Origin of the sequence: Pannonibacter sp. I15F10I1, from assembly GCF_900185665.1 — a bacterium.
GTDB classification, from domain to species: domain Bacteria; phylum Pseudomonadota; class Alphaproteobacteria; order Rhizobiales; family Stappiaceae; genus Pannonibacter; species Pannonibacter indicus.
Genome location: NZ_FYAN01000028.1, coordinates 218,272 through 239,465 on the forward strand (window position 1 = coordinate 218,272; position 21,194 = coordinate 239,465).

General features: G+C 63.0%; 24 protein-coding genes and 1 riboswitch. Of the genes, 14 read left to right on the forward strand and 10 right to left on the reverse strand.

The window, feature by feature from the left end; translation table 11 throughout:
- Positions 1-104: 104 nt before the first annotated feature.
- The 3 genes from IF10I1_RS19570 (at position 105) to IF10I1_RS19580 (ending at position 1,752) form a co-directional block, all read left to right on the forward strand.
- The gene (locus tag IF10I1_RS19570) at positions 105-911 is read left to right on the forward strand and encodes a PRC-barrel domain-containing protein (RefSeq protein ID WP_208994294.1); all 807 of its coding nucleotides are present in this window, start codon (positions 105-107) and stop codon (positions 909-911) included.
- Between the two features lie 112 nt (positions 912-1,023).
- Complete coding sequence (locus IF10I1_RS19575) at positions 1,024-1,326, forward strand: hypothetical protein (protein WP_082206017.1); 303 nt, start codon at positions 1,024-1,026, stop codon at positions 1,324-1,326.
- A gap of 3 nt (positions 1,327-1,329) precedes the next feature.
- Positions 1,330-1,752, forward strand: coding sequence for a hypothetical protein (locus tag IF10I1_RS19580; protein WP_186391481.1), 423 nt, complete (start codon positions 1,330-1,332; stop codon positions 1,750-1,752).
- A gap of 196 nt (positions 1,753-1,948) precedes the next feature.
- On the opposite strand, the gene IF10I1_RS19585 is transcribed toward IF10I1_RS19580, so the two are convergent.
- The 3 genes from IF10I1_RS19585 to IF10I1_RS19595 all read right to left on the reverse strand — a co-directional run bounded on the left by IF10I1_RS19585 (position 1,949) and on the right by IF10I1_RS19595 (position 3,738).
- Positions 1,949-2,860, reverse strand: a complete 912-nt coding sequence (locus IF10I1_RS19585) for a diacylglycerol kinase family protein (protein WP_186391482.1) — start codon at positions 2,858-2,860, stop codon at positions 1,949-1,951.
- Positions 2,861-2,965: 105 nt separating this feature from the next.
- Positions 2,966-3,553: an RNA polymerase sigma factor gene (locus tag IF10I1_RS19590; RefSeq protein ID WP_050473528.1), complete on the reverse strand. Its 588-nt coding sequence runs from the start codon at positions 3,551-3,553 to the stop codon at positions 2,966-2,968.
- On the reverse strand, positions 3,550-3,738 hold the full coding sequence (locus tag IF10I1_RS19595; RefSeq protein ID WP_094462866.1) for a NepR family anti-sigma factor: 189 nt from the start codon (positions 3,736-3,738) through the stop codon (positions 3,550-3,552). Before IF10I1_RS19595 ends, IF10I1_RS19590 begins: the two co-directional genes overlap by 4 nt.
- Before the next feature lie 195 nt (positions 3,739-3,933).
- Here IF10I1_RS19595 and IF10I1_RS19600 point away from each other — a divergent pair, with 195 nt between their 5' ends.
- From IF10I1_RS19600 to IF10I1_RS19615, 4 genes are all read left to right on the forward strand, one after another.
- Positions 3,934-4,734, forward strand: coding sequence for a response regulator (locus IF10I1_RS19600; RefSeq protein ID WP_058898218.1), 801 nt, complete (start codon positions 3,934-3,936; stop codon positions 4,732-4,734).
- 251 nt (positions 4,735-4,985) lie between these two features.
- A complete protein-coding gene (locus IF10I1_RS19605; protein WP_072242536.1) occupies positions 4,986-5,150 on the forward strand; it encodes a DUF1328 domain-containing protein in 165 nt (54 codons plus the stop codon).
- An 88-nt stretch (positions 5,151-5,238) separates the two neighbouring features.
- A complete protein-coding gene (locus tag IF10I1_RS19610; protein ID WP_186391483.1) occupies positions 5,239-6,270 on the forward strand; it encodes a sensor histidine kinase in 1,032 nt (343 codons plus the stop codon).
- Between the two features lie 143 nt (positions 6,271-6,413).
- Positions 6,414-8,042, forward strand: a complete 1,629-nt coding sequence (locus tag IF10I1_RS19615; protein WP_186391484.1) for a CHASE domain-containing protein — start codon at positions 6,414-6,416, stop codon at positions 8,040-8,042.
- 21 nt (positions 8,043-8,063) lie between these two features.
- On the opposite strand, the gene IF10I1_RS19620 is transcribed toward IF10I1_RS19615, so the two are convergent.
- The 4 genes from IF10I1_RS19620 to thiO are packed head-to-tail and all read right to left on the reverse strand — an operon-like array spanning position 8,064 to position 10,687.
- Positions 8,064-8,669, reverse strand: coding sequence for a thiamine phosphate synthase (locus IF10I1_RS19620; RefSeq protein WP_186391485.1), 606 nt, complete (start codon positions 8,667-8,669; stop codon positions 8,064-8,066).
- Positions 8,666-9,442, reverse strand: a complete 777-nt coding sequence (locus tag IF10I1_RS19625; protein ID WP_123193257.1) for a thiazole synthase — start codon at positions 9,440-9,442, stop codon at positions 8,666-8,668. The genes IF10I1_RS19620 and IF10I1_RS19625 overlap by 4 nt, the downstream gene beginning before the upstream one ends.
- 1 nt (position 9,443) lies before the next feature.
- A complete protein-coding gene (thiS, locus tag IF10I1_RS19630; RefSeq protein WP_122522306.1) occupies positions 9,444-9,641 on the reverse strand; it encodes a sulfur carrier protein ThiS in 198 nt (65 codons plus the stop codon).
- The gene (thiO, locus tag IF10I1_RS19635) at positions 9,638-10,687 is read right to left on the reverse strand and encodes a glycine oxidase ThiO (protein ID WP_186391486.1); all 1,050 of its coding nucleotides are present in this window, start codon (positions 10,685-10,687) and stop codon (positions 9,638-9,640) included. The genes thiS and thiO overlap by 4 nt, the downstream gene beginning before the upstream one ends.
- A 76-nt stretch (positions 10,688-10,763) precedes the next feature.
- Positions 10,764-10,879, reverse strand: a riboswitch (TPP riboswitch).
- A gap of 219 nt (positions 10,880-11,098) precedes the next feature.
- Here thiO and IF10I1_RS19640 point away from each other — a divergent pair.
- Positions 11,099-11,548 carry a GNAT family N-acetyltransferase gene (locus IF10I1_RS19640; RefSeq protein ID WP_371328520.1) on the forward strand — a complete coding sequence of 150 codons (450 nt, stop codon included), beginning with the start codon at positions 11,099-11,101 and terminating at the stop codon, positions 11,546-11,548.
- Between the two features lie 51 nt (positions 11,549-11,599).
- On the opposite strand, the gene IF10I1_RS19645 is transcribed toward IF10I1_RS19640, so the two are convergent.
- The 3 genes from IF10I1_RS19645 to IF10I1_RS19655 form a co-directional block, all read right to left on the reverse strand.
- Positions 11,600-12,100, reverse strand: coding sequence for a GNAT family N-acetyltransferase (locus IF10I1_RS19645; protein ID WP_186391487.1), 501 nt, complete (start codon positions 12,098-12,100; stop codon positions 11,600-11,602).
- Positions 12,097-12,369, reverse strand: coding sequence for a YjhX family toxin (locus tag IF10I1_RS19650; protein WP_186391488.1), 273 nt, complete (start codon positions 12,367-12,369; stop codon positions 12,097-12,099). Before IF10I1_RS19650 ends, IF10I1_RS19645 begins: the two co-directional genes overlap by 4 nt.
- Before the next feature lie 328 nt (positions 12,370-12,697).
- The gene (locus IF10I1_RS19655) at positions 12,698-13,828 is read right to left on the reverse strand and encodes an ROK family transcriptional regulator (RefSeq protein WP_186391489.1); all 1,131 of its coding nucleotides are present in this window, start codon (positions 13,826-13,828) and stop codon (positions 12,698-12,700) included.
- Between the two features lie 94 nt (positions 13,829-13,922).
- On the opposite strand from IF10I1_RS19655, the gene IF10I1_RS19660 reads away from it, so the two are divergent.
- From IF10I1_RS19660 to IF10I1_RS19685, 6 genes are all read left to right on the forward strand, one after another.
- Positions 13,923-15,296, forward strand: a complete 1,374-nt coding sequence (locus IF10I1_RS19660) for an ABC transporter substrate-binding protein (protein ID WP_186391490.1) — start codon at positions 13,923-13,925, stop codon at positions 15,294-15,296.
- A gap of 121 nt (positions 15,297-15,417) precedes the next feature.
- Positions 15,418-16,329, forward strand: coding sequence for a carbohydrate ABC transporter permease (locus IF10I1_RS19665; protein ID WP_123193266.1), 912 nt, complete (start codon positions 15,418-15,420; stop codon positions 16,327-16,329).
- On the forward strand, positions 16,329-17,393 hold the full coding sequence (locus IF10I1_RS19670; protein WP_164477463.1) for a carbohydrate ABC transporter permease: 1,065 nt from the start codon (positions 16,329-16,331) through the stop codon (positions 17,391-17,393). The genes IF10I1_RS19665 and IF10I1_RS19670 overlap by 1 nt, the downstream gene beginning before the upstream one ends.
- 5 nt (positions 17,394-17,398) lie before the next feature.
- Positions 17,399-18,511: an ABC transporter ATP-binding protein gene (locus tag IF10I1_RS19675; RefSeq protein ID WP_186391491.1), complete on the forward strand. Its 1,113-nt coding sequence runs from the start codon at positions 17,399-17,401 to the stop codon at positions 18,509-18,511.
- 12 nt (positions 18,512-18,523) lie between these two features.
- On the forward strand, positions 18,524-19,240 hold the full coding sequence (gene ugpQ, locus IF10I1_RS19680) for a glycerophosphodiester phosphodiesterase (RefSeq protein ID WP_186391492.1): 717 nt from the start codon (positions 18,524-18,526) through the stop codon (positions 19,238-19,240).
- A 2-nt stretch (positions 19,241-19,242) separates the two neighbouring features.
- Positions 19,243-20,775, forward strand: coding sequence for a metallophosphoesterase (locus tag IF10I1_RS19685; protein WP_186391493.1), 1,533 nt, complete (start codon positions 19,243-19,245; stop codon positions 20,773-20,775).
- Positions 20,776-21,194 lie beyond the last annotated feature (419 nt).

Below are 21,194 nucleotides of genomic sequence, written 5' to 3' on the forward strand. Positions count from 1 at the left end.
TTGTTTCTGTACTCGTTGCCGCCCCGGCAATGGCGCAGGACATGAATAACGCAACAGGGACGGCGCCGTCTGTCGAAAACCCTGCAGTAATGCCAGGTGCTCCGATGGATACACAGCCGGGCGTGATGCCGGAGCAGGACATGAGCCAGCCCTCTGGCACGATGGCTCCGTCCGGCCTCTCCGGCATCACATCCGAGGTTGTCGCCAGCAGCCTGATCGGTGAGGACGTCCATGCGACCGGTTCCACCGAAGGCGAGCGCATCGGCAGAGTGTCCGATGTGGCGATGACCGAGACCGGTGAGGTCAACGCCGTGATCATCTCGGTTGACAGCACCGCTGAGGCCGAAGGCAAGGACGTTGCCGTTCCCTTCGATCAGCTGACCGGGATCGACCAGAACGGCGAAAGCCGCCTGATGGTGCAGATGACGCCGCAGCAGCTGAATGCCGAGCCTGCCTTCGACAAGACCAGCCTGACCGGCCCGTCGGTGATCGATGAGCTGAGCGAATCGGTCGGTTTGACCGACGATACCGCCGGCACCACCACGGCGATGCCGGGGGCAGGAGCCACGGGCCAGGTGGATGGCAGCCAGGCAGCTGGTGTCAATGTGATCAGCACTGACAACCTGATCGGCACCAATCTGGTCACGGCAGACGGCAGCACCGCCGGGAAGATCTCCGATGTGGTGATCGCGCCCGCCGGCAAGGCCGAGGCCTATGTGATCAACGTGGGCGGCGTGCTTGGCATCGGCAGCAAGCCGGTGGCCGTTGAAGCCTCCAACGTGATGATCCAGCGTGATGCCGAGGGCACCATTCAGGCCACCACGTCAGTGACGCCGGAGGCCATCGAGAACGCTCCGGCCTATACGCTGGAAGCCTACCGGCAGAGCCCGGAAACCACGGTTATCCGCTAACCCTGCCTGAACATCGGTCAAACCCTGCGTGGCGCCCGCAATCGTGGGCGCCACCGGCCGGACTATTTCCCTTCATCCGGGCCGGCTTCCGGCCCTGACACAGGAGCACATCATGCCTGCAGCAGTTCAGAATGCCGCAAATGACACCAGCAAGTCTGTTTCCGCCAAGGATCTGGAAGAGCGCATCGCCCGCGTCCGGGCCGATGTCGCCGATCTCGGCAAGGCCGTCGCCAGCTATGGCAGCGGCAAGGCCGATGACCTGAAGGTCGCCGGTGAGGATGCGCTGGAAACGCTCAAGAAAGAGCTTGCCGATCTGGAAGGCAAGGTTGCCACACAGGTTCGCGCCCGCCCGCTCCAGTCGCTGGCCATTGCCGCTGGCGCCGGCGTGCTCGCAGCCCTGCTGATGCGGCGCTAAACCATGCGCCTTCTGGCTTCCCTCGCCCTGGACACCCTGGGTGATGCAAAAGGAAGGCTGCGGCAGCTTCGCCGCAGCGTCCTGCTGCTTGGGGGTTGTGCCCTGCTGGTGCTCACCGCCTGGGGCTTCGGCGCCACCGCCGCCGTGATCTGGGTGATCCGCACCGGATATGATCCGGTTGCCGTCCTTTTCGTTGCTGCGCTGCTGCTGCTGTCTCTGGCTGCGCTGCTGGTGGCCATCATGATGCTTTTGAACCGGCAGGACCGGCGCAAGCGTGAGCAGAAACGCGCGCTCAACGCCATTGCTCTTGCCGCGGCTGCACCCCTTCTGGCGGGCGGCGGAAAGGGCAAGACCATGGGCCTGGCCGTTCTCGCAATAGCCGGCCTGTTCCTCGCCACCCGCACCCGCTCGTCCGGCAGCGAATAACACCACCCACTGAGCTTGACTCAGTGGGTGGTAACCAAGTCCGCGCGGTGCCAGAGCAATGTTCCAGAGCAATTTCCTGCCGTGATGCGCCTGCATCGGGAGCCTTGGAACAAACCCTTACCAAGCCAGCCATCTGCATTCGTCCCGGTCTTGTGCCGGGATTTTCCGTTGTCAGGAGAACGGCGCCGGAGGGGGCTCACGCTGCCCCGGCCGCAGCCGGCCGCAACACGGCGAGAGCCTGCGGCTCGATCTTCACGGTGATCTTCAGCGGCAGGCCGATCAGTTCGCCATCCAGCACGCCAATCTTGCGGCGCATGGAAGGGGAGAGTTCCACCTCGACCTCACGGGCGCGGTCATACATGAGATTGGCGTTGGAACGCCACGCACCGCGGGCAAGGTCAGCGGCCAGCAGCGTTGTTTCCAGCGCGGTCAGCCGGTGGACGCTGTAGACCCCCAGAACCCCCTCGTCCAGCCGCGCCGCATAGGGCAGCGTGCCCTCGCCATAGACGTTGTTGGACACGGCAATGATGCTGAAGCGCCCGCGCCGGACCTCGCTGCCGGTGCGCAGTTTGGCGCGAAAGGAAAAGGGGCGGAAGGTGGAGCGCAGGAAGGCGCGGAAGCTGCCCCACATCTTGGCAAGGCGCGAGGCATGTTCCGCCTTGTCGCGCTCCCGGATCATCTGCGCCTGCAGGCCGAGGGAAAACTGATGCACGAAGGGCCGGCCGTTCATCAGGCCGATGTCGGAGCGCACCACCTCTGCCTTCGCCAGAGCCGCGATGGCCTTGTCGAGCGGCAAGGGAATGGCGAGCGAGCGGGCAAAGAGATTCATGGTCCCGGCCGGAAGCACGCCCAGCACCTTGCCGGAGCGGTAGGCCATCGCAGCGGCAGCCGAGATGGTGCCATCCCCGCCGCCGGCAAGGATGATCTCTGCCGCCGGATCATCCGCAATGCGTTTCAGATTGTCTTCAAGGCGGGCGGAGGAGGTGACGATACACTGCACTTCATGGCCTGCGGCGGAGAACTCCGTCTCGATAAGGTTGCAGACCGCCTGAATATCGGCCGTCTTCAGGGTGCCGCCATCCCGGTTCAGGAGAGCTGTAACGCGCATTCAAACTCCCTCTCGTGCCGCAGCCGGGACATCCAGACAGCACAAGCGGGCAGAACGAAGGACAGTTCTGCCCGCCGCAGGCAAGGCCACAGGGCTGCTTTGCGGTCAGCCGTGAAATAGCTGCTGGGTGACAGGCGCAGACAGGCTGTCGGGGCCGTAATCTTCTTCGCCGCTGATCTGCAGCCGTTCCTGCAGGCGGTTGCGGGCGCGGTTGACCCGGCTCTTGATCGTGCCGATGGCACAGCCGCAGATCTCCGCCGCTTCCTCATAGGAAAAGCCGGAGGCGCCGATCAGAATGATGGCTTCGCGCTGATCGTCGGGCAGCTCTTCCAGCGCCTTGCGGAAGTCCTGCAGGTCGAGCGAGCCATACTGGCCCGGATGCACGGCGAGGCGCTCGGTGAACAGGCCGTCGCTGTCCTGCACCTCACGGCCGCGCTTGCGGGCCTGGCTGTAGAATTCGTTGCGCAGGATGGTGAAGAGCCAAGCCTTCATATTGGTGCCCAGCTCGAAGCTTTCCTGCTTGGCCCAGGCCTTCATGATGGCGTCCTGCACCAGATCATCAGCCCTGTCGGCGTTCCCGGCCAGCGACACACCAAAGGCGCGAAGGCTTGGCAGGCAGGCGAGCATCTCACGCTTGAAGATCTTGCGCGGGTCTGCCGCCTGCGCCGTGTCTGCCGTCCCCGCTGCCGTCATTTCTTCAAGCTCCTCTCCTCAGCTTCGTCGAGGCGCTCCAGAAGATCGAGGAACCGGTCGGGAATCCCTTCATTCTGTACCGTGTCGTAAAGCTGCCGGAGGCGGGCCGAGATCTGCTGCGCATGGGCGCCATCCAGCGCTCCAGTGCCAGCGTCCGGTGTTCCGGGCTTTTTCCAGTCGTTCATGGGCATCGTGCATCCGTTTCGTATCTGTCAGGAAAATGCAGACCGTCAAAAAAAGTTCCAGGCAGGAGGAACTTTTTTTGGAACCAGCCGTTCCTTTCCCAAGATGCCCGTGCGTGCGGGCGGTCACAATCCGGTTTCTCCCCGGCACAGTTCCATTCCGGACGCCACACGGGGAGCCCTATGGAGCGTTTTTTAATGTCGCTTTCGACCCGTATTGCACCTCACCTGAGCTATCTGCGCCGCTACGCCAGAGCCGTGACCGGCTCGCAGGCATCAGGCGATGCCTATGTCGCGGCGACCCTCGAGGCCTTGATTGCCGATGTGTCGCTTCTGCCAGAGGCGCAGGACGACCGGGTTGCGCTTTACAAACTCTTTGCCACGCTTTTTGGTTCCACGCTGATCAAGATCGAGACGTCGGAATCGCCGTTCCTGTGGGAGCGCCGGGCCTCCAGCTACCTTGCGTCGCTGCCGCCACGCAGCCGTCTCGCTTTCCTGCTGGTGTCGGTGGAGGAGTTCACCCCAGCCCAGGCAGCCGATATCCTGTCCGTGACGGAAACCGAGTTTGGCGCCCTGCTGCGCGAGGCGGCGGAGGACATCTCCCGTCAGGTGGCCACCGATATCATGATCATCGAGGATGAGCCGCTGATCGCCATGGACATCGAGCAGATGGTGGAAGGGCTGGGCCACCGGGTTACCGGCATTGCCCGCACCCATGCGGAGGCCGTGGAACTGTTCCGCGAGACCCGGCCGCGGATGATCCTCGCCGATATCCAGCTTGCCGATGGCAGTTCCGGCCTTGATGCGGTGAACGAGATCCTCGCCGACGTGACGGTGCCGGTCATCTTCATCACCGCCTTCCCGGAGCGCCTTCTGACGGGCGAGCGGCCGGAACCGGCGTTCCTTGTGACCAAGCCTTTCAATCCGGACATGGTGAAGGCCCTGATCAGCCAGGCCCTGTTCTTCGACGAAAGCGCCAGGGCTGCGGCGGCGGAGTAATGCCATGCCGCATGGCGCTTCCGCCTTCCAGGGCTTGATGCGTCAGCGCCGCAGGGTCTTGCTATAACAGGTTTCACCCCTCGAGAGCCGGATGCGATGGAACCACACGGGAGTTCAGCCGTTACATGATCAGCACCTTGCCTCTGCACTGCATACTATCGTTGCAAAGCAGAGGTGGTGAAAGTCTCGAAGCTGGAGAGCGGAAAGTCCTGTGGCAATGCAGGACTTGTGTCTTTCAGAAGGAGTTGATCATGCTGTATTATGCGGCTGTATTTCTTGTGATTGCGATCATCGCAGGTGTGTTGGGGTTTGGCGGCATTGCCGGTGCTTCTGCCGGTATTGCACAGATTCTATTCTTCGTGTTTCTGGTCTTCCTCGTCCTGTCCCTGATCGCTGGTGTGCTGCGCCGGGGCTAGGGCAGAGGTGATGTTCCGGAGCGAACAGCAGGAGGGGCTGGCTGCAAGAGCAGCGGAGCCCCTTTCTGCGAGAGTTGGAGTGGCGCCGGTGGTTCATCGGTTGATCTGGAAGGATCCGGGGCAGCCGGAGACCCATCTGCGTGAATATCTGCTGCTGGCGCTGGAGCGGTCGGGCATCTGCCTTACCCTTCAGGACAGCCAGCTGAACTATGTCTATGCCGCCAATCTCCCCGCGCCCTGGAGGCTGGATCCGGAAGGAGGCCATCCGACCGATGCCGCCATTTTCGGTGACGAGGTGGCTGGAATGCTGGCGGCCAGCAAGGCTCAGGTCATGGCCTCGGGCGAGCCGGCTTTTCTTGAGGCCGATCTCGGTGAGGCCGGGGTTTTTTCCTTCAATGTGGAACAGGTGACGTCCTTCGGCGCGCGGCCCTATCTGCTGACGACGATCGCCGACCTCACCGAAAAGACCCGCCGCGAGAAGGTGCTCCGGGCGCTTCTGCGCGAGGTCAGCCACCGGTCCAAGAACCTTCTTGCCATCATCCAGAGCATTGCCTCGCAGACGGCGCGGCACTCCACCCGGATGGACCAGTTTCTGGCCAAGTTCCGGGGGCGGCTGCATTCGCTGGCGCAGTCTCAGGATCTGGTGACGGACTCCAATTGGCATGGCGCCTATTTCGAGGATCTGGTGCGCCAGCAGGTCAGCCGCTATGTGCCGCAGAATCCGCATCTGGTCGAGGTGCTGGGCGACAACGCCCTGCTGGACCCGAATGCGGCCTTGCATGTGGGCCTTGCCCTGCACGAACTGATGGTCAATGCGGTCAGCTACGGAACGGCGCTGACCGTTGGCCCGCCGGTCACGGTGCGCTGCCGGCTGAGCAAGCAGGACGGTGTACGGATGGCGGAAATCGTCTGGATCGAAACCGTGACGCCGCAGGCCGGCGAACCGGCCGCCGGGACGGGCGCCGGCCAGACATCCCGCACGGCCTATGACCGCCATTTTGGCAGCACCGTGCTGGAGCGGGTTGTACCGCTGGCTGTCAACGGCAAGGCCAGCTACAGCCTTACGCCGCGCCTGGTGACATACAGCATCGAGTTTCCCGTGGAGCCCCATCCGGCCTGATTTCTCCGGCCAGATGGGGTTAACCCCGAAAATTCAGCACATTGTCCTAACGTAACCTATTGAAAACTGACAAGGCACACCGTTTACTCCCTCAACTGGCAGGGTGTCTTCACCCCTGTCCCCCGAGCACGGTTGCAGATGTCATGAGGAAGTATCTCCCCCCGGCCGTGTTCCTTGCCGTGGCCTGTGTTGGGCTGTGGCTGACCTGGGCCGTTTTTCAGGCTGAAACAACGGCAGAACGGCAGCGGTTTGAAGCCGTTGCCCGGGAAGCCGTGGACAGGGTCAGCAGCCGCATAGAGCAGCAGCTTGGTGTTCTGGCGGCCACCCAGGCCTTTTTCGAGGCTGCGGGGGGCATTGCCAAACATAACGAGTTTCGCACCTTCGTTCTGGGCCTTGAGCTGACAGGCCAGCTCCGCGGGCTGCAGGGCGTCGGCTTTGCACAGTTGGTCCGCACCGGGGCTGAGGCCCCTGTGAATGAGGCGCTGTCCGTCCATTTCGGGAGTGAGGCTGCCGTCTGGCCCAAGACCACCGCAGAAGACTGGCGCACGCCCATTGTGATGCTGGAGCCGCAAGATCCGCGCAACGCCCGGGCCATCGGATATGACATGTTCAGCGAGCCCCTGCGCCGGGCCGCCATGTCGCGCGCCATGGAAACCGGCAAGCCCCATGCCTCGGCGCCGGTCGAACTGGTGCAGGAGACCGGAACAGAAAAACAGGCAGGCTTTCTGGTCTACAGTCCCTTTCGCGGAACGCAGCCGCGTGTGCTGGGCGATGAGCCCGGCGGGCTGCCGGACGGTTTCATCTATGCTCCGGTGCGCGCAGGAGATCTGATCCTTGCGTCTTTGACGCATCCGCTGGAACTGCCGGTCGAGGTAGAGGTGACGGACACCGGTGCCGACAGTTCCGCGCAGCCCGTGCTGTTCCGGTCTGACGGTTTTGTGAAGCTGTCGGAAAAGGACTTCCAGTCCATGACGGGAGAAATCACCGTTGCCGGCCGCGACTGGCTCGTGCGGGTGCGGCAGCCTGATGCGAAGAACGGCATCGCGGCGCATTGGCGCTCCCTGCTGATCTGCACGTTTTCGCTGCTGTTCGCGGCGGCGCTGGCGGTCTCCATCCGCAATCAGAGCCGGGCCGTCGAAGCCCGGCGTGAGCTGGAAACCATGTCGCAGCAGGTCATCGCCGAGAAGGATCTGATGCTTCAGGAAATGAAGCACCGGATCAAGAATTCCATTGCCCGCATTCTCGCCATTGCCCGCCAGACGGCCAGCAGTTCTCCTTCACTGGAAAGCTTTTCTTCGTCCTTTGCCTCCAGACTGCAGGCTATGGCCAATGCGCAGGACCTCCTGACCCGGTCCCGCTGGCAGCGCGCCGGGCTCAACGAGCTTCTGGAGCAGGAACTGGAGCAGGTGTTCGGCGAAGCGCTCCAGCGTGAAAAGCTGTGCGGCCCCCCGGTGGTTCTCAACGAAAAGGCTGCGCACGCGCTGAGCCTCGTCTTCCACGAGCTGGCAACCAACGCGCTCAAATATGCCCGTGTCGGCGATGACGGGGCTTCTCTGACCGTGGACTGGACGCTGGAAGCCGCCCCAAAGGGCAAGCTTCTGCAACTGGTGTGGACGGAGAAATCCGCGCAAGCCGTGGAACCAGGGACAGCCAAGGGCTTCGGCACACGGCTGATTGACGCCAGCATCCGCGGCGAACTGGGCGGCAAGATCGAGCGCGAGTTCACCGGCCATGGCCTTGTCGTGCGCATGACTGTACCGCTACAGGCCTGAGGCTCGATCCCCCGTTGATGCTCAGCGCCAGCGGGCCGTGGCGGCGAGCCATTCGCGCACGCGCGCTTCCGGATCTGTGTTGCGGGTGATGTCGGTGGCAACCGCTGCACTGTCAGCCCCTGCGGCAAGCGCCGCTTCCGCCCGCTCCGGTGTCAGCCCGCCAATGCCGATCAGCGGCAATGCACCAATGCGCTGCTTCCAGATGCCAAGCTTCTCCAGTCCCTGCGGCGCCCACGTCATCTCCTTCAGGATGGTGGGATAGACCGGACCCAGCGCCACATAATCGGGCTTGGCGGCAAGCGCCGTTTCAAGTTCGGCCTCGTCATGGGTGGAGAGCCCCAGCTTCAGCCCGGCGCGGCGGATGGCGGGCAGATCGGCCTCCGCCAGATCCTCCTGCCCCAGATGCAGCCAGCTGCAGCCTTCGTCGATGGCCATCTGCCAGTAGTCATTCAGCACCAGTGTGGCGCCATGGGCCTCGCACACGGCTTTTGCGTCGCGGATCTGGCGGCGCAACTCGTCCGGCGCGCAGTCCTTGACCCGCAACTGCACCAGCTTCACGCCCTGCGGCACAAGGTGGACGATCCAGTCCGCGCTGTCGACGATGAGATAGAACGGATCAAGCGTCATCCGAAGGCTCCCTTGCCAATGATGGGGGTTGATGGCACGGCCATGTCCCTTGGTTCAAGCAATCCGGCAAGATAGCCTTGGCGCCCGGCCTCCACCGCCCCGGCAAAGGCTTCGGCCATCAGCTCCGGATCCGCGGCTCCCGCCACGGCCGTGTTGAGCAGCACCGCATCAAAGCCCAGCTCCATCACCGTGGTGGCATGGGAGGGGCGTCCAAGCCCTGCGTCGACGATCAGCGGCACGTCCGGGAAGGCGGCACGCATGGACCTGAGGGCGGCAAGGTTCTGCGGGCCCGCAGCCGTGCCGATGGGGGCGCACCAGGGCATCAGCACCTGGCATCCGGCTGCCAGCAGCTTCTCCCCCACGATCAGGTCATCGGTGGTGTAGGGAAACACCTCGAAGCCCTCGGCGCTGAGAATGCGCGCGGCCTCCACCAGTTCGAACACATCGGGCTGCAGTGTGTCGTGGTGGCCGATCACCTCCAGCTTGATCCAGTTGGTGGCGAACACCTCGCGCGCCATTTTCGCCGTCAGCACCGCCTCGGACGCGCTGTGGCATCCGGCCGTATTGGGCAGAACCTTGACGCCAAGATCGCGGATCATCTGGAAAAAGGCGCCGCCATTGCGCCCGCCCGCCGTCTCCCGGCGCAGCGACACGGTGACGATCTCAACCTTCGAGCGGCGCACCGCCCCGGCCAGAACGGCAGGGGAAGGATAACGTGCCGTGCCCAGCAGCATGCGGGATGAAACGTTGCTGCCATAAAGCGTCAGGCTCATCTCAGCCTCCCTGCATCGGCGACAGGATCTCGATCCGGTCGCCCTCGTTCAGCCGGCAGGCCTCGCGCGCTTCGCGCGGCACCAGTTCGCCGTTGACGGCGGTGGCCAGCCAGTCGCCTTCATAATCGAGTTCCTGCAGCAGGGCCGGCAGGGTTTCCGCCGCACAGGCCACGGCCTCGCCATTCACCAGCACATTCATGGGTTTGCATCTCCCTTGTTTTCCATCAGCCGCCGTGCGGCCATATCCGCTGCCTGCCGGGCGAGGGCCGGGGCGAGCAGGAAACCATGCCGGTACATGCCGGCCACTGCGAGATCCGTGCCTTGCGGCAGGCGCTCCCGCTCTGCCACCACGCGCGGCATGTTGTCGTCAAAGGCCGGACGCACACCGGCGCCAAGCTCCACGATGCGTGCTTCGCCAAAGGCGGGATGCAACGCATAGGCGGTGTTGGTCAGTTCCATGACCGAGCGTGCCGTCACCGGGCCGCCGTCGTCGCTTTCGATCATGGTCGCCCCCACCATGAAGCGCCCGCCGCCGCGCGGCACCACATAAAGCGGATGGCGCGGATGCAGCAGCCGCACGGGCCGTGACAGGGAAATCTCGCCGGTCTCCAGATACAGCATCTCGCCGCGCACACCGCGCAGACCCGGCATCCGGCCGATGGCACCCGGCCCCGTGCAGTCGATGACGAGGGATGCGTCCGTCTCAGCCCCTTGCGCCGCATCGCCCAACCGGAAGGTGACGCCTTGCGCTTCCAGCTGCTTCCACAGCGCCGTCATGGCAAGGCGCGGGTCGAGATGCGCTTCGCTCTCGAAGAACAATCCGGTCATGAACCGCCCGGCCAGCGCAGGTTCCAGCTCGGCAATCTCCGCCGCATCTACCATTCGGTGGCCTGAGGACCTGCTGGCAAAGCGGCGCAGTTCCGCCTGATCGCGCGGCGGGCACAGCACCAGCGTGCCCTTGCGGGAGACAAGCCCCGGCACGGCCGCCTCCCACCAGTCTGCAGCTTCCAGCCCAAGCTTCAGCACCTCGGGCCCGGCGGTCTCCGCCTCGCACCAGGGCGCCAGCATGCCGCCGGCATAGAAGGAAGCCCCGTGTCCCGGCGCCGGACTGGTGTCCGCCACGGTGACGGCAAGTCCAAGGCGGGACAGTTCCAGCGCCGCCGCAAGCCCGGCAACCCCGGCCCCGCGGACAAGCACCGTGGAAGAGCCTGACAGTCTGGAAAGGCGAGAGTGTGTCTGGCGCATCCGCTTCCGGCTTCCGTGGCATTTGTCTCACGGGCGGAAGGGCTTTGTGAGGCGCCCGCCGGCAAACGCCAGACCTCCGCGCATCACACACCATCCCTCCGCCAGCGTGAACTGGATCAGGTTCAACGGGTCACTGCGCTGCATCGCCAGCAGTATCTCAGCCCCTTGCACGGGACTCCCCAAGGTGGAGCCCAACCTTTGCGCCGGGCGGCCGGGATTGTCAATTGCATGACAGGAGCTGCATGAAGGCGGCTGCGTTGACAGGGATTGGCCGCGCGTCTAGGACAGGTTCAGTCAGTCAGGGAGATTTATGCGCAGAAGCTTCAATCCAGTTTGACCCTATTGGGTGAGCGGCCATCCGGCCGGATGATTGAGTGTGCGCATTTGCGCCTGACTGACGGAAATATGAACATGACAGAGCTTTGCATCAGGCCGTACCGGCCGGATGATACCCCCTGCCTGCTCCGCATCTGGCGGGCCGCCTCCGAGCTGGGCCATCCCTTCTTGGGCAAGGACCAGCTCGATGCCCAGGAGAAGCTGACCGCAGAGATCTATCTGCCCATGGCTGAGACCTGGATCATCGAGGTGAATGGCCAGCCGGCCGGCTTCATCGGCCTCCTCGATGACTTTATCGGCGGCCTTTTTGTGGACCCGGCGCAACATGGGCGCGGCCTTGGCAGGGCGCTTGTGGTCCATGCACTCAAGAGCCGCAGCAGCCTGGACCTGGAGGTCTATGCCCGCAACGAAGCCGCTCAGGGCTTTTACCGCAGGCTTGGCTTCTTGGAGGTGGGCCGGCGTCCGGAGGATGACAACGGCTTGCCGTTCGAAGTGATCCGGCTTCGCCTCGACAAGCCCTTCTGACGGCAAGGGATGACCGGGCCGCATCTTGTGGCGATGCGGCCCGGCCAAGTGTCAGTCCGGCTGATTCAGTCCGAAGGCGGGGTGATGGATCAGCTCTCCCTGCGGGGCCTGCCCGCCGAAAGGCAGCGCCAGAACCACGCTGGAAGGAACGCCCGTGACGCCCAGCCCGGGAAAGGCCCGGAAGCCAAACCGGGCATAATAGGCCGGGCTGCCCACCAGCGCCGCCCCGCGCGCCAGCGGCCTGAGCTGGCGCAGTGCTTCGCGCATCAGGGCCGTGCCGGTGCCCTGACGGGGCCGTTCGGGCAGCACCGCCAGAGGGCCGATCAGCCCCCAGGGGCCATCCGGCCCTATGCGGGCCCAGGAGGCGGCGAGATAACCCGTTACCTCGCCGTCCTCTTCGGCGATGAGTGAAAGCGCAAGGGCCCCATCGGCCCGCAGCGCCTCGACAATCGCGGCCTCTGTGCCGGTGGATTGCGCCAGCATCTTGAGCGCTTCGGTGACCACGCGGCGGATCGCCGGAGTGTCTGCGGCCATTTCGGTGCGGATGATCATGCGAATGCCTCCTGACGGTTGTCGGGCTGAGCCCGGACGCTGAGGCGTCCCGTGCCGGAAATCCGGTAGGGGCTGGATGCCCTGGATTCAATGAGGCGTTTGCGCCGCAGTTTGGCAAAGACCTCGGGCGTGCAATCGGACAGGAGAAGGCCGTCGCGCGTGAAGCACTGCACGTCTGTTATGCGGCCGTTGCCGGACCGGTGATGACGGATATAGCCGCCTTGCGCCAGCACGTGCAGAACGCGCTGTTCGCTGCGAGAGATGTTCATGGAAAAGCCTGTGTGCAGAAATCACCCTGGCACCCTTCGGGCACGGCAAAACCGCCGCTGCGAAACGGTGCATCTGGATGTCCCGGTCGATCGGGACAGTCAGCGGGTGGTCACAAGCTCCAGCATCTACAATCCCCTGTTGGCTTGGATTGGACGCCCACAATTTAACGTTAGGGCAGGCAAACCGTCAACAGCGAACAGGCGGCAGCCCTTCCCTTCCCGGCTTTTGCAAGGACATCCGTTCTCCGATTCGGCGTATGAGAATGGCCCACCGCGTAGTGTGAGTTCCTGCGGCCGTCGAGCGGTTTGCACCCTCACCCGGCGGGGGCTAGCCGCGCAACTCGTGCAGGATCATGGCGGCCGCGCCAAAGGCGACGGCGTCCGTCGCAGAGTTCTGCGGAACCAGGATCTGCGGCTGCAGAACCCGCGCCCCTTCAAATGGCTCCGATGTGGCAAATTCAAGCCAGCCGGCAAGCCGCTTGCGGACCATCCAGGGCAGCGTCCCTCCGAGGTAAATTGCGGAAGGTGCCAGGATGGCTGCAACCATGAAGGCCAGCTTTGCCGTCTCCGGCCCGGCCTTCTCAAGCCATGTCTCCAGCACAGCCGCATGCTGCTCCAGATAGGTGGTCCACTCCTCCGCAGAGCGTCCCTCCGGGATATTGCCTGCATGGGCGAGGCACCAGGAGGCCAGATCATCGAAGCTCGGTCTAGAGCGGCCGCGGGCGCGCAAGGCACCGACTTCGCCGGCATTGCCCGCATGCCCGCGGTAAAGCTCGCCATTGACGATCAGACCGCTGCCGATGCCCTCCGACAGATAGAGATAGACGAAATTCTCATGAGTGGCGGCGTTGCCCATCGTCAGCTCGCCCATTGCCGCTGCGTTGGCGTCGTTCTCGATCATGACCGGGCATCCCAGAGTTTCCTCCAGTGCGGCTGCGAGGTCGGAGCCTGTCCAGCCGATCACCTCCTGTGCCAGATCGAGGGAGGCCGTCTGTTGATGGAAGCGGGTCGGCATGGCGATACCGGCACCGATCAGCAGCCGCGGATCTATGGCACTTGCAGCGGCAAGCTTTCCTTTCAGCCGCTCAACGGCGGCCAATAGGCCGGAGAAGGTCTCGAAGGACCCCCGTTCCTGCCACTCACCCGCGAGATTTCCGCGAAAGTCGAGCAGGACGATCGAAACGGCATACCGGTTGGCATGCAGGCCGATTGCGTAACCTGCCTTTTCAGACAGCATCAGATCAATATGCGGCGCCCCGCGCCCGCCCGAACGCCGGGCGCCTTCAAGGATGATGCCGCGTTCGATCAGGTCGCGGGTCATCATACTGACCGCCGCTGCCGTGATCCCGCACATTTCCGCCAGCTGCACCCGCGACGCCATGCCTTTTCTGCGCAGGTGCTTGAGCATGCCGGCCTGTGTCCGGCCAATGCCCTCCAAAGGGTGCTGCCGCGTCAGCATGAGATTTCTCCTCCTCGTCTTTCCCTAGCGAATGTCATCAAACTTTTAATTAAGCAAGTTAATTAATGAAACATCGCCAACTGGATTGATCAGCATGACAAAGCCTATCGCCCTTCTCGCAAGCATTGCACTCTCGGCTCTCGTGGCCGGCCACGCGCATGCCGAAGACATCAAGATCAAGATGTCGACCCTCGCGGACAAGTCCGGCCCGGCGCGTATCACCAACATCGAAGCCGCAGCTGAAATCATGAACGGCCAGTTCAAGGCGGCCGGCGTCGACAAGCGCATCGTCATTGAGGCAAATGCCAGCGCCGTCAAAGGCTGGGACGATCTGGCGCTTGAGCTCATGAAGGCCTTCTCGGTCGGTCAGGGGCCTGACCTCTATGTCCTGCCGCATGAGTGGATCGGCAAGTTCGCCGAAGATGGCAATGCCCTTGCCATGGACGGGATCATCGCTTCTACCCCCTGGGCCTATGGCGACATTCTGCCTGTCCTGTGGAACTCCGCCAAAGCCGCCGACGGCAAGATCTACGGTATCCCGCAGGATGCTGAGATCCGCATGTTCTTTTACAACAAGGACATGCTGCGCAAGATCGGCAAGGATGAAGCTTTCATCGAGAGCCTTCCTGCCCAGGTCGAAGCCGGCAGCTTCACGCTTGATGACCTGACCGCCCTCGCCAAGGAGGTGGTTGACGCAGGCGCGGCGGAATACGGCATGCTGCACCGTCCGAATGTCGGCATCGACTATCTGATGGTGTTCCAGTCCTATGGGGTCAAGTTCATTGACGAGGCCAGCGGCAAGCTCATCTTCCCGAAGGCGGAGATGGCCGAGGCGCTGGGCTGGTATGAGCGGAACGCCCGTGACGGCGTGACGCCGGCGGACAATACCGCCATGAGCTGGGAAGCCATTCAGGGTGCCTTCAAGCAGGAAAAGGCCTTCATCTTCCATCAGGGCGTATGGGCTGTTGCCTGGCAGGCCGGTGACAAGAACGGCGCTGTCTGGCCTACGGACAAGGAAGGCTATTTCAACAAGATCGGCTGGATTCCGGCTCCGGCGGCGAAGCAGGGGGGCGCACCGTCCAACCTGTCCCATCCGCTTCTCTACACGGTCAACGCGAAGAGCGAGCATGCCGATATCGCGGCCAGCCTGATCGCGCTGGCGACCTTGCCCTACTTCAACACCGAGCATGCTGTCGGCTCCTATCACACGGCAATCAGCCATGCGCAGACAGCCATGCCGAAGTACAGGGACAACTGGGTGCTTTCGGCCGCATCGCCGATGATGGCGCATGCGCAATTCGTCCCCAACCACACCCAGTTCGGCAGCTACAACAAGGCGCTCTTCAGCGGTCTCCAGGCCGTTGAGACGGGCAAGATGACAGCTGCGCAGGCGGTGGACTTCATCGCCGAAGAGCTGAGCCTTCAGTTCGGCGCCGACGTCGAAATCCGGGACAGCGCAAGCAACTGATACGCATGTGGCTGCAAGGCCATGGACTTGCCGCCCGGCCGGAGACTGCCTTCTTGCCTCCGGCCGGGTTCCCGGGACTTCAGAAAATGCCGCCGCGGGCGGGCAATCCGGATCGAATTCAATGTCCAGCACACGCCTGCGGGCGCATCGTCCAGCCAGACCGGCGCTTTATCTGCTGCCGGCCATAGGACTTCTGACGGTCTTTTTCCTCGGGCCGATCATCGTCAACGGGGTCATCGCCTTCACGGACATGGGGGCAAATCTGCGGGCGGGAGAATTCACGCTGCAGAACTTCGAGCGCATCCTGCAACGTGACGCACGCCTGCCGGCGGTTCTGATGACAACGCTGATCTATGTCAGCGCAACCCTGTTTCTGTTCAACGTCGGTCTGGGTGCGCTGCTGGCTGTCGCGACCACCGCAGTCTCCGGACGGCTTGGCACGTTCTTCCGAGGTCTATGGCTCTTGCCGCGCATGAGCCCTGCTGTTCTCTATGGCATTCTCTGGATCTGGATCGCCGACCCGTCACCTGCTGGGCTGCTGGCCCAGGTCTCCGGTGCCCTCGGCTTGCCGCCGGTCAACCTGCGCAACGACTTTCCGCTTCTGCTCGTTGTCATTGCCAACGGATTCGTCGGTGCGTCGTTCGCGATGATCATATTGACCTCCGCAATCCGTTCAATTCCGGCGCATCTGGCCAACGCTGCCCGCGTGGATGGTGCAAGCGAATGGGGCGTGCTGCGCCATGTGGTGATGCCTGCGCTGTCACAGCCGGTCCGCTTCATCACCATCTATCAGGCGCTCTCCCTGATGACGACCTATGAGTACATCCTGCTGATCACCGGGGGCGGTCCTGTCTATGATTCAACGCCCTATGCTCTCTACATCTACCGCAGAGCCTTTGAAAACGGCGCTTACGCCTATGGCGCGGCGCTTGCGCTGGGCCTGATGGTCCTCGGTGTGGTGATCACGCTCCTGCAATGGCGTCTCACAGACATGCGCTCCACTTTTGCAGCCCCCAGGATCGAGGTGCTCTGATGCTGTCCAACAGGTCAATGCTTGCAGGATCTGCCGGCTGGGCGCGCCTGGAGCGCCGCGGCATCATGAACCGCGCAGGCTTTTCGGGTGTCATCCTGCTTTTTCTGACGCTCGTATCCATTCCCGTCCTGCTGCCCTATCTGTGGCTTCTGGTGAAGTCATTCACCTTGTCCGATGGCGCCATCAGCAGCATGGTGATGTGGCGCAGCACTGCAATTGCTGCCGTAGCCTATGCCGGAGTTTTGCTGCTCTGCCTTCTGGCGGCCAGATTGAAACGGCCCCAGTTCGCCTGGCTGGTGTTCGCTCTGGCGATCCTGATCCTTGTGGCGGTCTTCATCGCTCCTTATCTGACGCTGCAGAACTACCGCTTTCTCCTGACGCGCGACATCGACGGAACGGGAACCAGCCGGACAGGCCTGCTGCCGTCAATCTGGTCAGCGCTCGGCAGCTCGCTGCTGTTCGCGATGGCTCAGACCTTGATCGTGACGCTCGTTGCCACGCCTGCGGCCTATGCCCTGTCGCGCTTCGCCTTTGCCGGGCGTGAAGCCTTCCTGCGCGGCCTCCTGATGCTGCATGCCTTTCCGGCTCTGGCGCTGACCGTCGCCGTCTTCGTGCAGCTCTACTACATGGGACTGCTGAACAGCCTTGCCGGGGTCGTGCTTGTCCTGAGCGCCCTGGAGCTGCCCTATGCGATTTTTGTGCTCAAGGGGTTCTTCGACACGGTGCCCTGGGACATCGAAATGAGCGCCGTCACGGATGGCGCAACCCGGGCACAGGCGTTCCGGATGGTCGTGCTGCCGCAGGTCCGCTCGGGGCTGATTGCGGTCGCCACATTCACCTTCCTGCGGGGCTGGGAAGAATATGTCTTTGTCCAGACCCTGCTGATCGAAAAAAGCCAGATGACGATGAGCCTCTACCTCTTCTTCGTCTCGCAGGATCACATGGGCGTTGACTATGGGCTGGTGGCGGCCGTGGGCATTGTCTACCTGCTGCCCGTGCTCGTTCTCTACGCTTTCACTCAGAAATACATCACTCAGATGAGCTTCGGCGGAATCAAGGGATAACGGCCATGGCCAAGATCACACTCGACAACGTGACGAAACGCTGGGGCGAAACCCTTGTGCTGAAGCCGTTGAACCTGACCATTGAGGATGGAGAATTTGTCGCCATTCTCGGCCCCTCCGGATGCGGCAAGTCGACGACGCTGTTCCTGCTGGCCGGTCTCTATGCGCCGGCATCCGGTGCCATCACCTTCGACGGCCACAACGTCAGCAAGGTCGACGCGCGCGACCGGAATGTCGGCATCGTCTTCCAGTCCTATGCGCTTTATCCGAACCTGACCGTCCGCGAGAACATCGCCTTCCCGCTGAGGTTCAAGCCTGTTGGCAAGGAAGAAGCGGCCCGGCGCGTTGAAGAAGCAGCCACCCTTGTCCAGATCAGTTCCCTGCTCGACCGGCGCCCTTCGCAACTGTCCGGAGGCCAGCAGCAACGGGTGGCCCTGGCTCGGGCGCTGGTCAAGGAACCGAATATTCTGCTGCTGGATGAACCCCTCTCGAACCTCGATGCAACGCTGCGCATTTCCATGCGGGCCGAATTGAAAGCGATCCAGAAACGTCTCGGTATCACCACGCTGATCGTCACCCATGATCAGATTGAAGCAATCACCATGGCTGATCGCATCATCTGCATGAACAATGGCGAGATTGCCCAGATCGGGACGCCGGATGACCTTTACCGGCGGCCCAGCAATCTTTTTGTCGCGGGCTTCATCGGGACACCGCCGATGAACCTGATTGAAGGTCAGGCCAGCGCAGAGGAGCTGCGTCTTGGCGCTGCGCTGCTGCGTTTGACGTCGCCCTGCGACGGACCTGTGACCCTGGGTCTGCGCCCGGAGGATATCGCCCTGACCGCTCCGGCAGAAGCACCGCTCTGCGGTGAGATCGTCAGCGTGGAGCCGATGGGCCGCGAAGTCTTCTACACGGTTGCCACACCTGCCGGTCTCATCCACGCGCTCGAATATGGCGAGGCTGTACGGCATGCGCCCGGAAGCCAGACCGGACTTGACTGGAATGCCGCCCTCTCTCTCATTTTTGGTGCAGACGGCAACCGCATCCCCGGCCTCCATGCCGCAGTTCCTCATCCCGCCTTCAACAGCGCCGCGCAGCGGCTGCAAGTGAATTGACAGGACCTTTCAGTGACCAGGATTGTCTCCCATCGCGGTGCAAACAAGTTTGCACCGGAAAACACATTTGCCGCCGCAGACCTCGCCCTTGAGCAGGGTGCAGATTACATCGAGCTGGACGTGCGCGAGAGCGCGGACGGAGTGCTCTACGTCTTTCACGACGAGACGCTCGACCGCACCACAAACGGCACAGGCCCCATTGGTCATGCCGTGGCCAGGGAAATTGATGCGCTCGACGCCGGCAGCTGGTTCGATCTCAAGTTCAAAGGCGCCGTTGTGCCCCGGCTTGATGCCTATCTTGAGCATCTGCGGGGCCGCGCCGGGGTCTATATCGAGCTGAAATACTGCGATCCGGCCAAGGTGGCGGCTCTGGTCCGCAATCTCGGAATGACGCGCGACACGTTCTACTTCTCGTTCTCCGAGGAGATGCGGCTGGGGCTGCAGCTGATTGCACCGGAATTCCGGAAGATGATGACGCTCAACATTGCCAAGTCGCCGTCCCTCGCCGCCTCCGTCCATCACGCGTCGATCATCGAGATCACGGTGGAGCAGATGCGCAGGCCTGGTCTTCTGGAAGCCTGCCGCATGGCCGGGCTGGACGTCATGGTCTATTACGGGGGAGACGATCCGCTCGTGCATCGCGAAATTGCTAACGCGAGTGCCAGCTACATCAATCTCGACCGGCCGGACCTGTTCCAGGCGGCGCGCCGTCATCCTGGAGGTTCTTAGTCTTGCTGAAGGCTGCAATCGTCGCTGATGTCCATCTGCATGATCTGTATGGCGGTTACGGGCTGAGGGAGCTAAGCCGTGGTGCGCTTGCCCTTCGCACCTTTGCAGATACTGCGGCCTCCACGCGCGTGTTCAACGAGAGCTACCCGGCCTTCCTTGCAATCCTGGAAGACATCGTGCGGCGGGGCATCAGCACGGTCGTGCTGCTGGGCGACTATTCAGACGACGGTCAGCCCGGCGCGGTTGCTGCCCTCAAGCGTATCCTGTCAGACTACGAAACGAACCACGGGCTGCGTTTCTTTACGGTCTTCGGCAATCACGATTGCTTTGGCCCTGTCCCTCGCCATCAGTCCAAATGGCTGACGGCAGGCGGCGGTGGGGCCTCAGTGCTGGCGTCGAGCGATCCCGGCGCCCCGGAGCCAGCCGTCTTTGCACCGGAAATGCTGGGCATGAGCACTGCCGGCGCCATGCAGGCCATGGCGTCTTATGGCATCGCGCGTCCCGCTGGTGTGCTTCACTGGGAAACACCTTTCGGCACACGTGACGGCCTTGATGAACGCTATCCTCCGGGCGGTGATCCGGCATTGCCTGACGCATCCTATCTGGTCGAGCCGCAAGAGGGCCTCTGGCTGCTGATGCTGGATGCCAATGTGTTTCATCGCGCCGGGGCGGGCTGGAAGCTGAAGGCAGACGCGGCCTGGGATCATGTCCTGACGGACCGGCCTTATCTGATCGACTGGATCCGGGACGCTGCTCAGCGTGCGAAACACCAGGGGAAGACCCTTCTTGCCTGCTCCCATTACCCCGTTCTGCCGCTGACGCTTGAAGACACTGGCAGCGGCGTGCGGGCTGCAGGCACTCCCAGCTGGCTGGAGCGGATGCCGTCCGCAAATACGGGCCAGACCTTGGCCGCTGCCGGTCTTGAATGGCATTTCAGCGGCCACATGCATACGGCGGGCGAGGTGGAACTCGACGGTCTTGTGAATGTCGCCGTCCCCTCACCTGTTGCCTATCCCGCCGGATATTGCGTTGTCGAAGCCTCACATGGCTCCGTGCATGTGGAGACCGTTTCGCTTGCCCATGTGCCCGGATTTGACGTGGCCTTCTCCGCTTATGCAGACGAGATCCGCCGGGGGCATCTTACCGGCAGCCACGGGATGACCGGCAGCGGAACCTATGCAGATTTCCTGCTGGCACATCTGCGCCAACTCGTGGCCACACGGCATGTTCCGGCGGACTGGCCGCGCCTTCTGCCCTGCCTTGAGCAGCCAATCGGGCATCTTCTGCCTTCCGGAGGCCCTTTTGAGGGCCTCTTCACGCGAAGGCCGGACATGGCCCTTCTGCCTTTGCGTTCGGTTCTGGAAGACTATTATGTGCTCAGGGCATGCGGCGGCGGCGCGCCAGATGCCATTGACAAGACAAGAACAGAATTCTATCGCGGCCTTTCAAAGGCTTTGTCTGGCGGATTGCGTCAGTCAAATGATTCAATACTCGATGAGTATCTGTTTGAGGTCATTTCGAAGAACCTGATTTAGTTTCAGATTGAATTCGATCTGAGTATTTCGGATGCGCTTCATATTTCCGGTGCCGGCTTCATATCCCGCTACGCCCGGCGGGCAGGGGCCGATGCGGCGTCTCCATGCCGCATTCCGGCCGGCGCGGACGCGGTGAAGCTTGCTGAAAAGGGAGCGTGAGGGCGGATCTGCATCGCAAGTCCCGGCGCGGATGGCCTGGCGGCTTTCGTCCGGCACGCGGCCGCAAGATTGGCACCGTCATCGCAGTTTCGGCACCGCAGCGGTCAAGCACCGGCACTAGAGTAAATACCGTGACGCCAATCTGGCCGTTACGGCGCGCACCTTCCCGCTGCCTTTGTTGCAGCGGTGCTTGCGTGTCCGCGCCGGTCCCTCGGGTGCCGGTCAGTGCCTGGACGCCGGGCGTTGACCAAGCCCGTGCA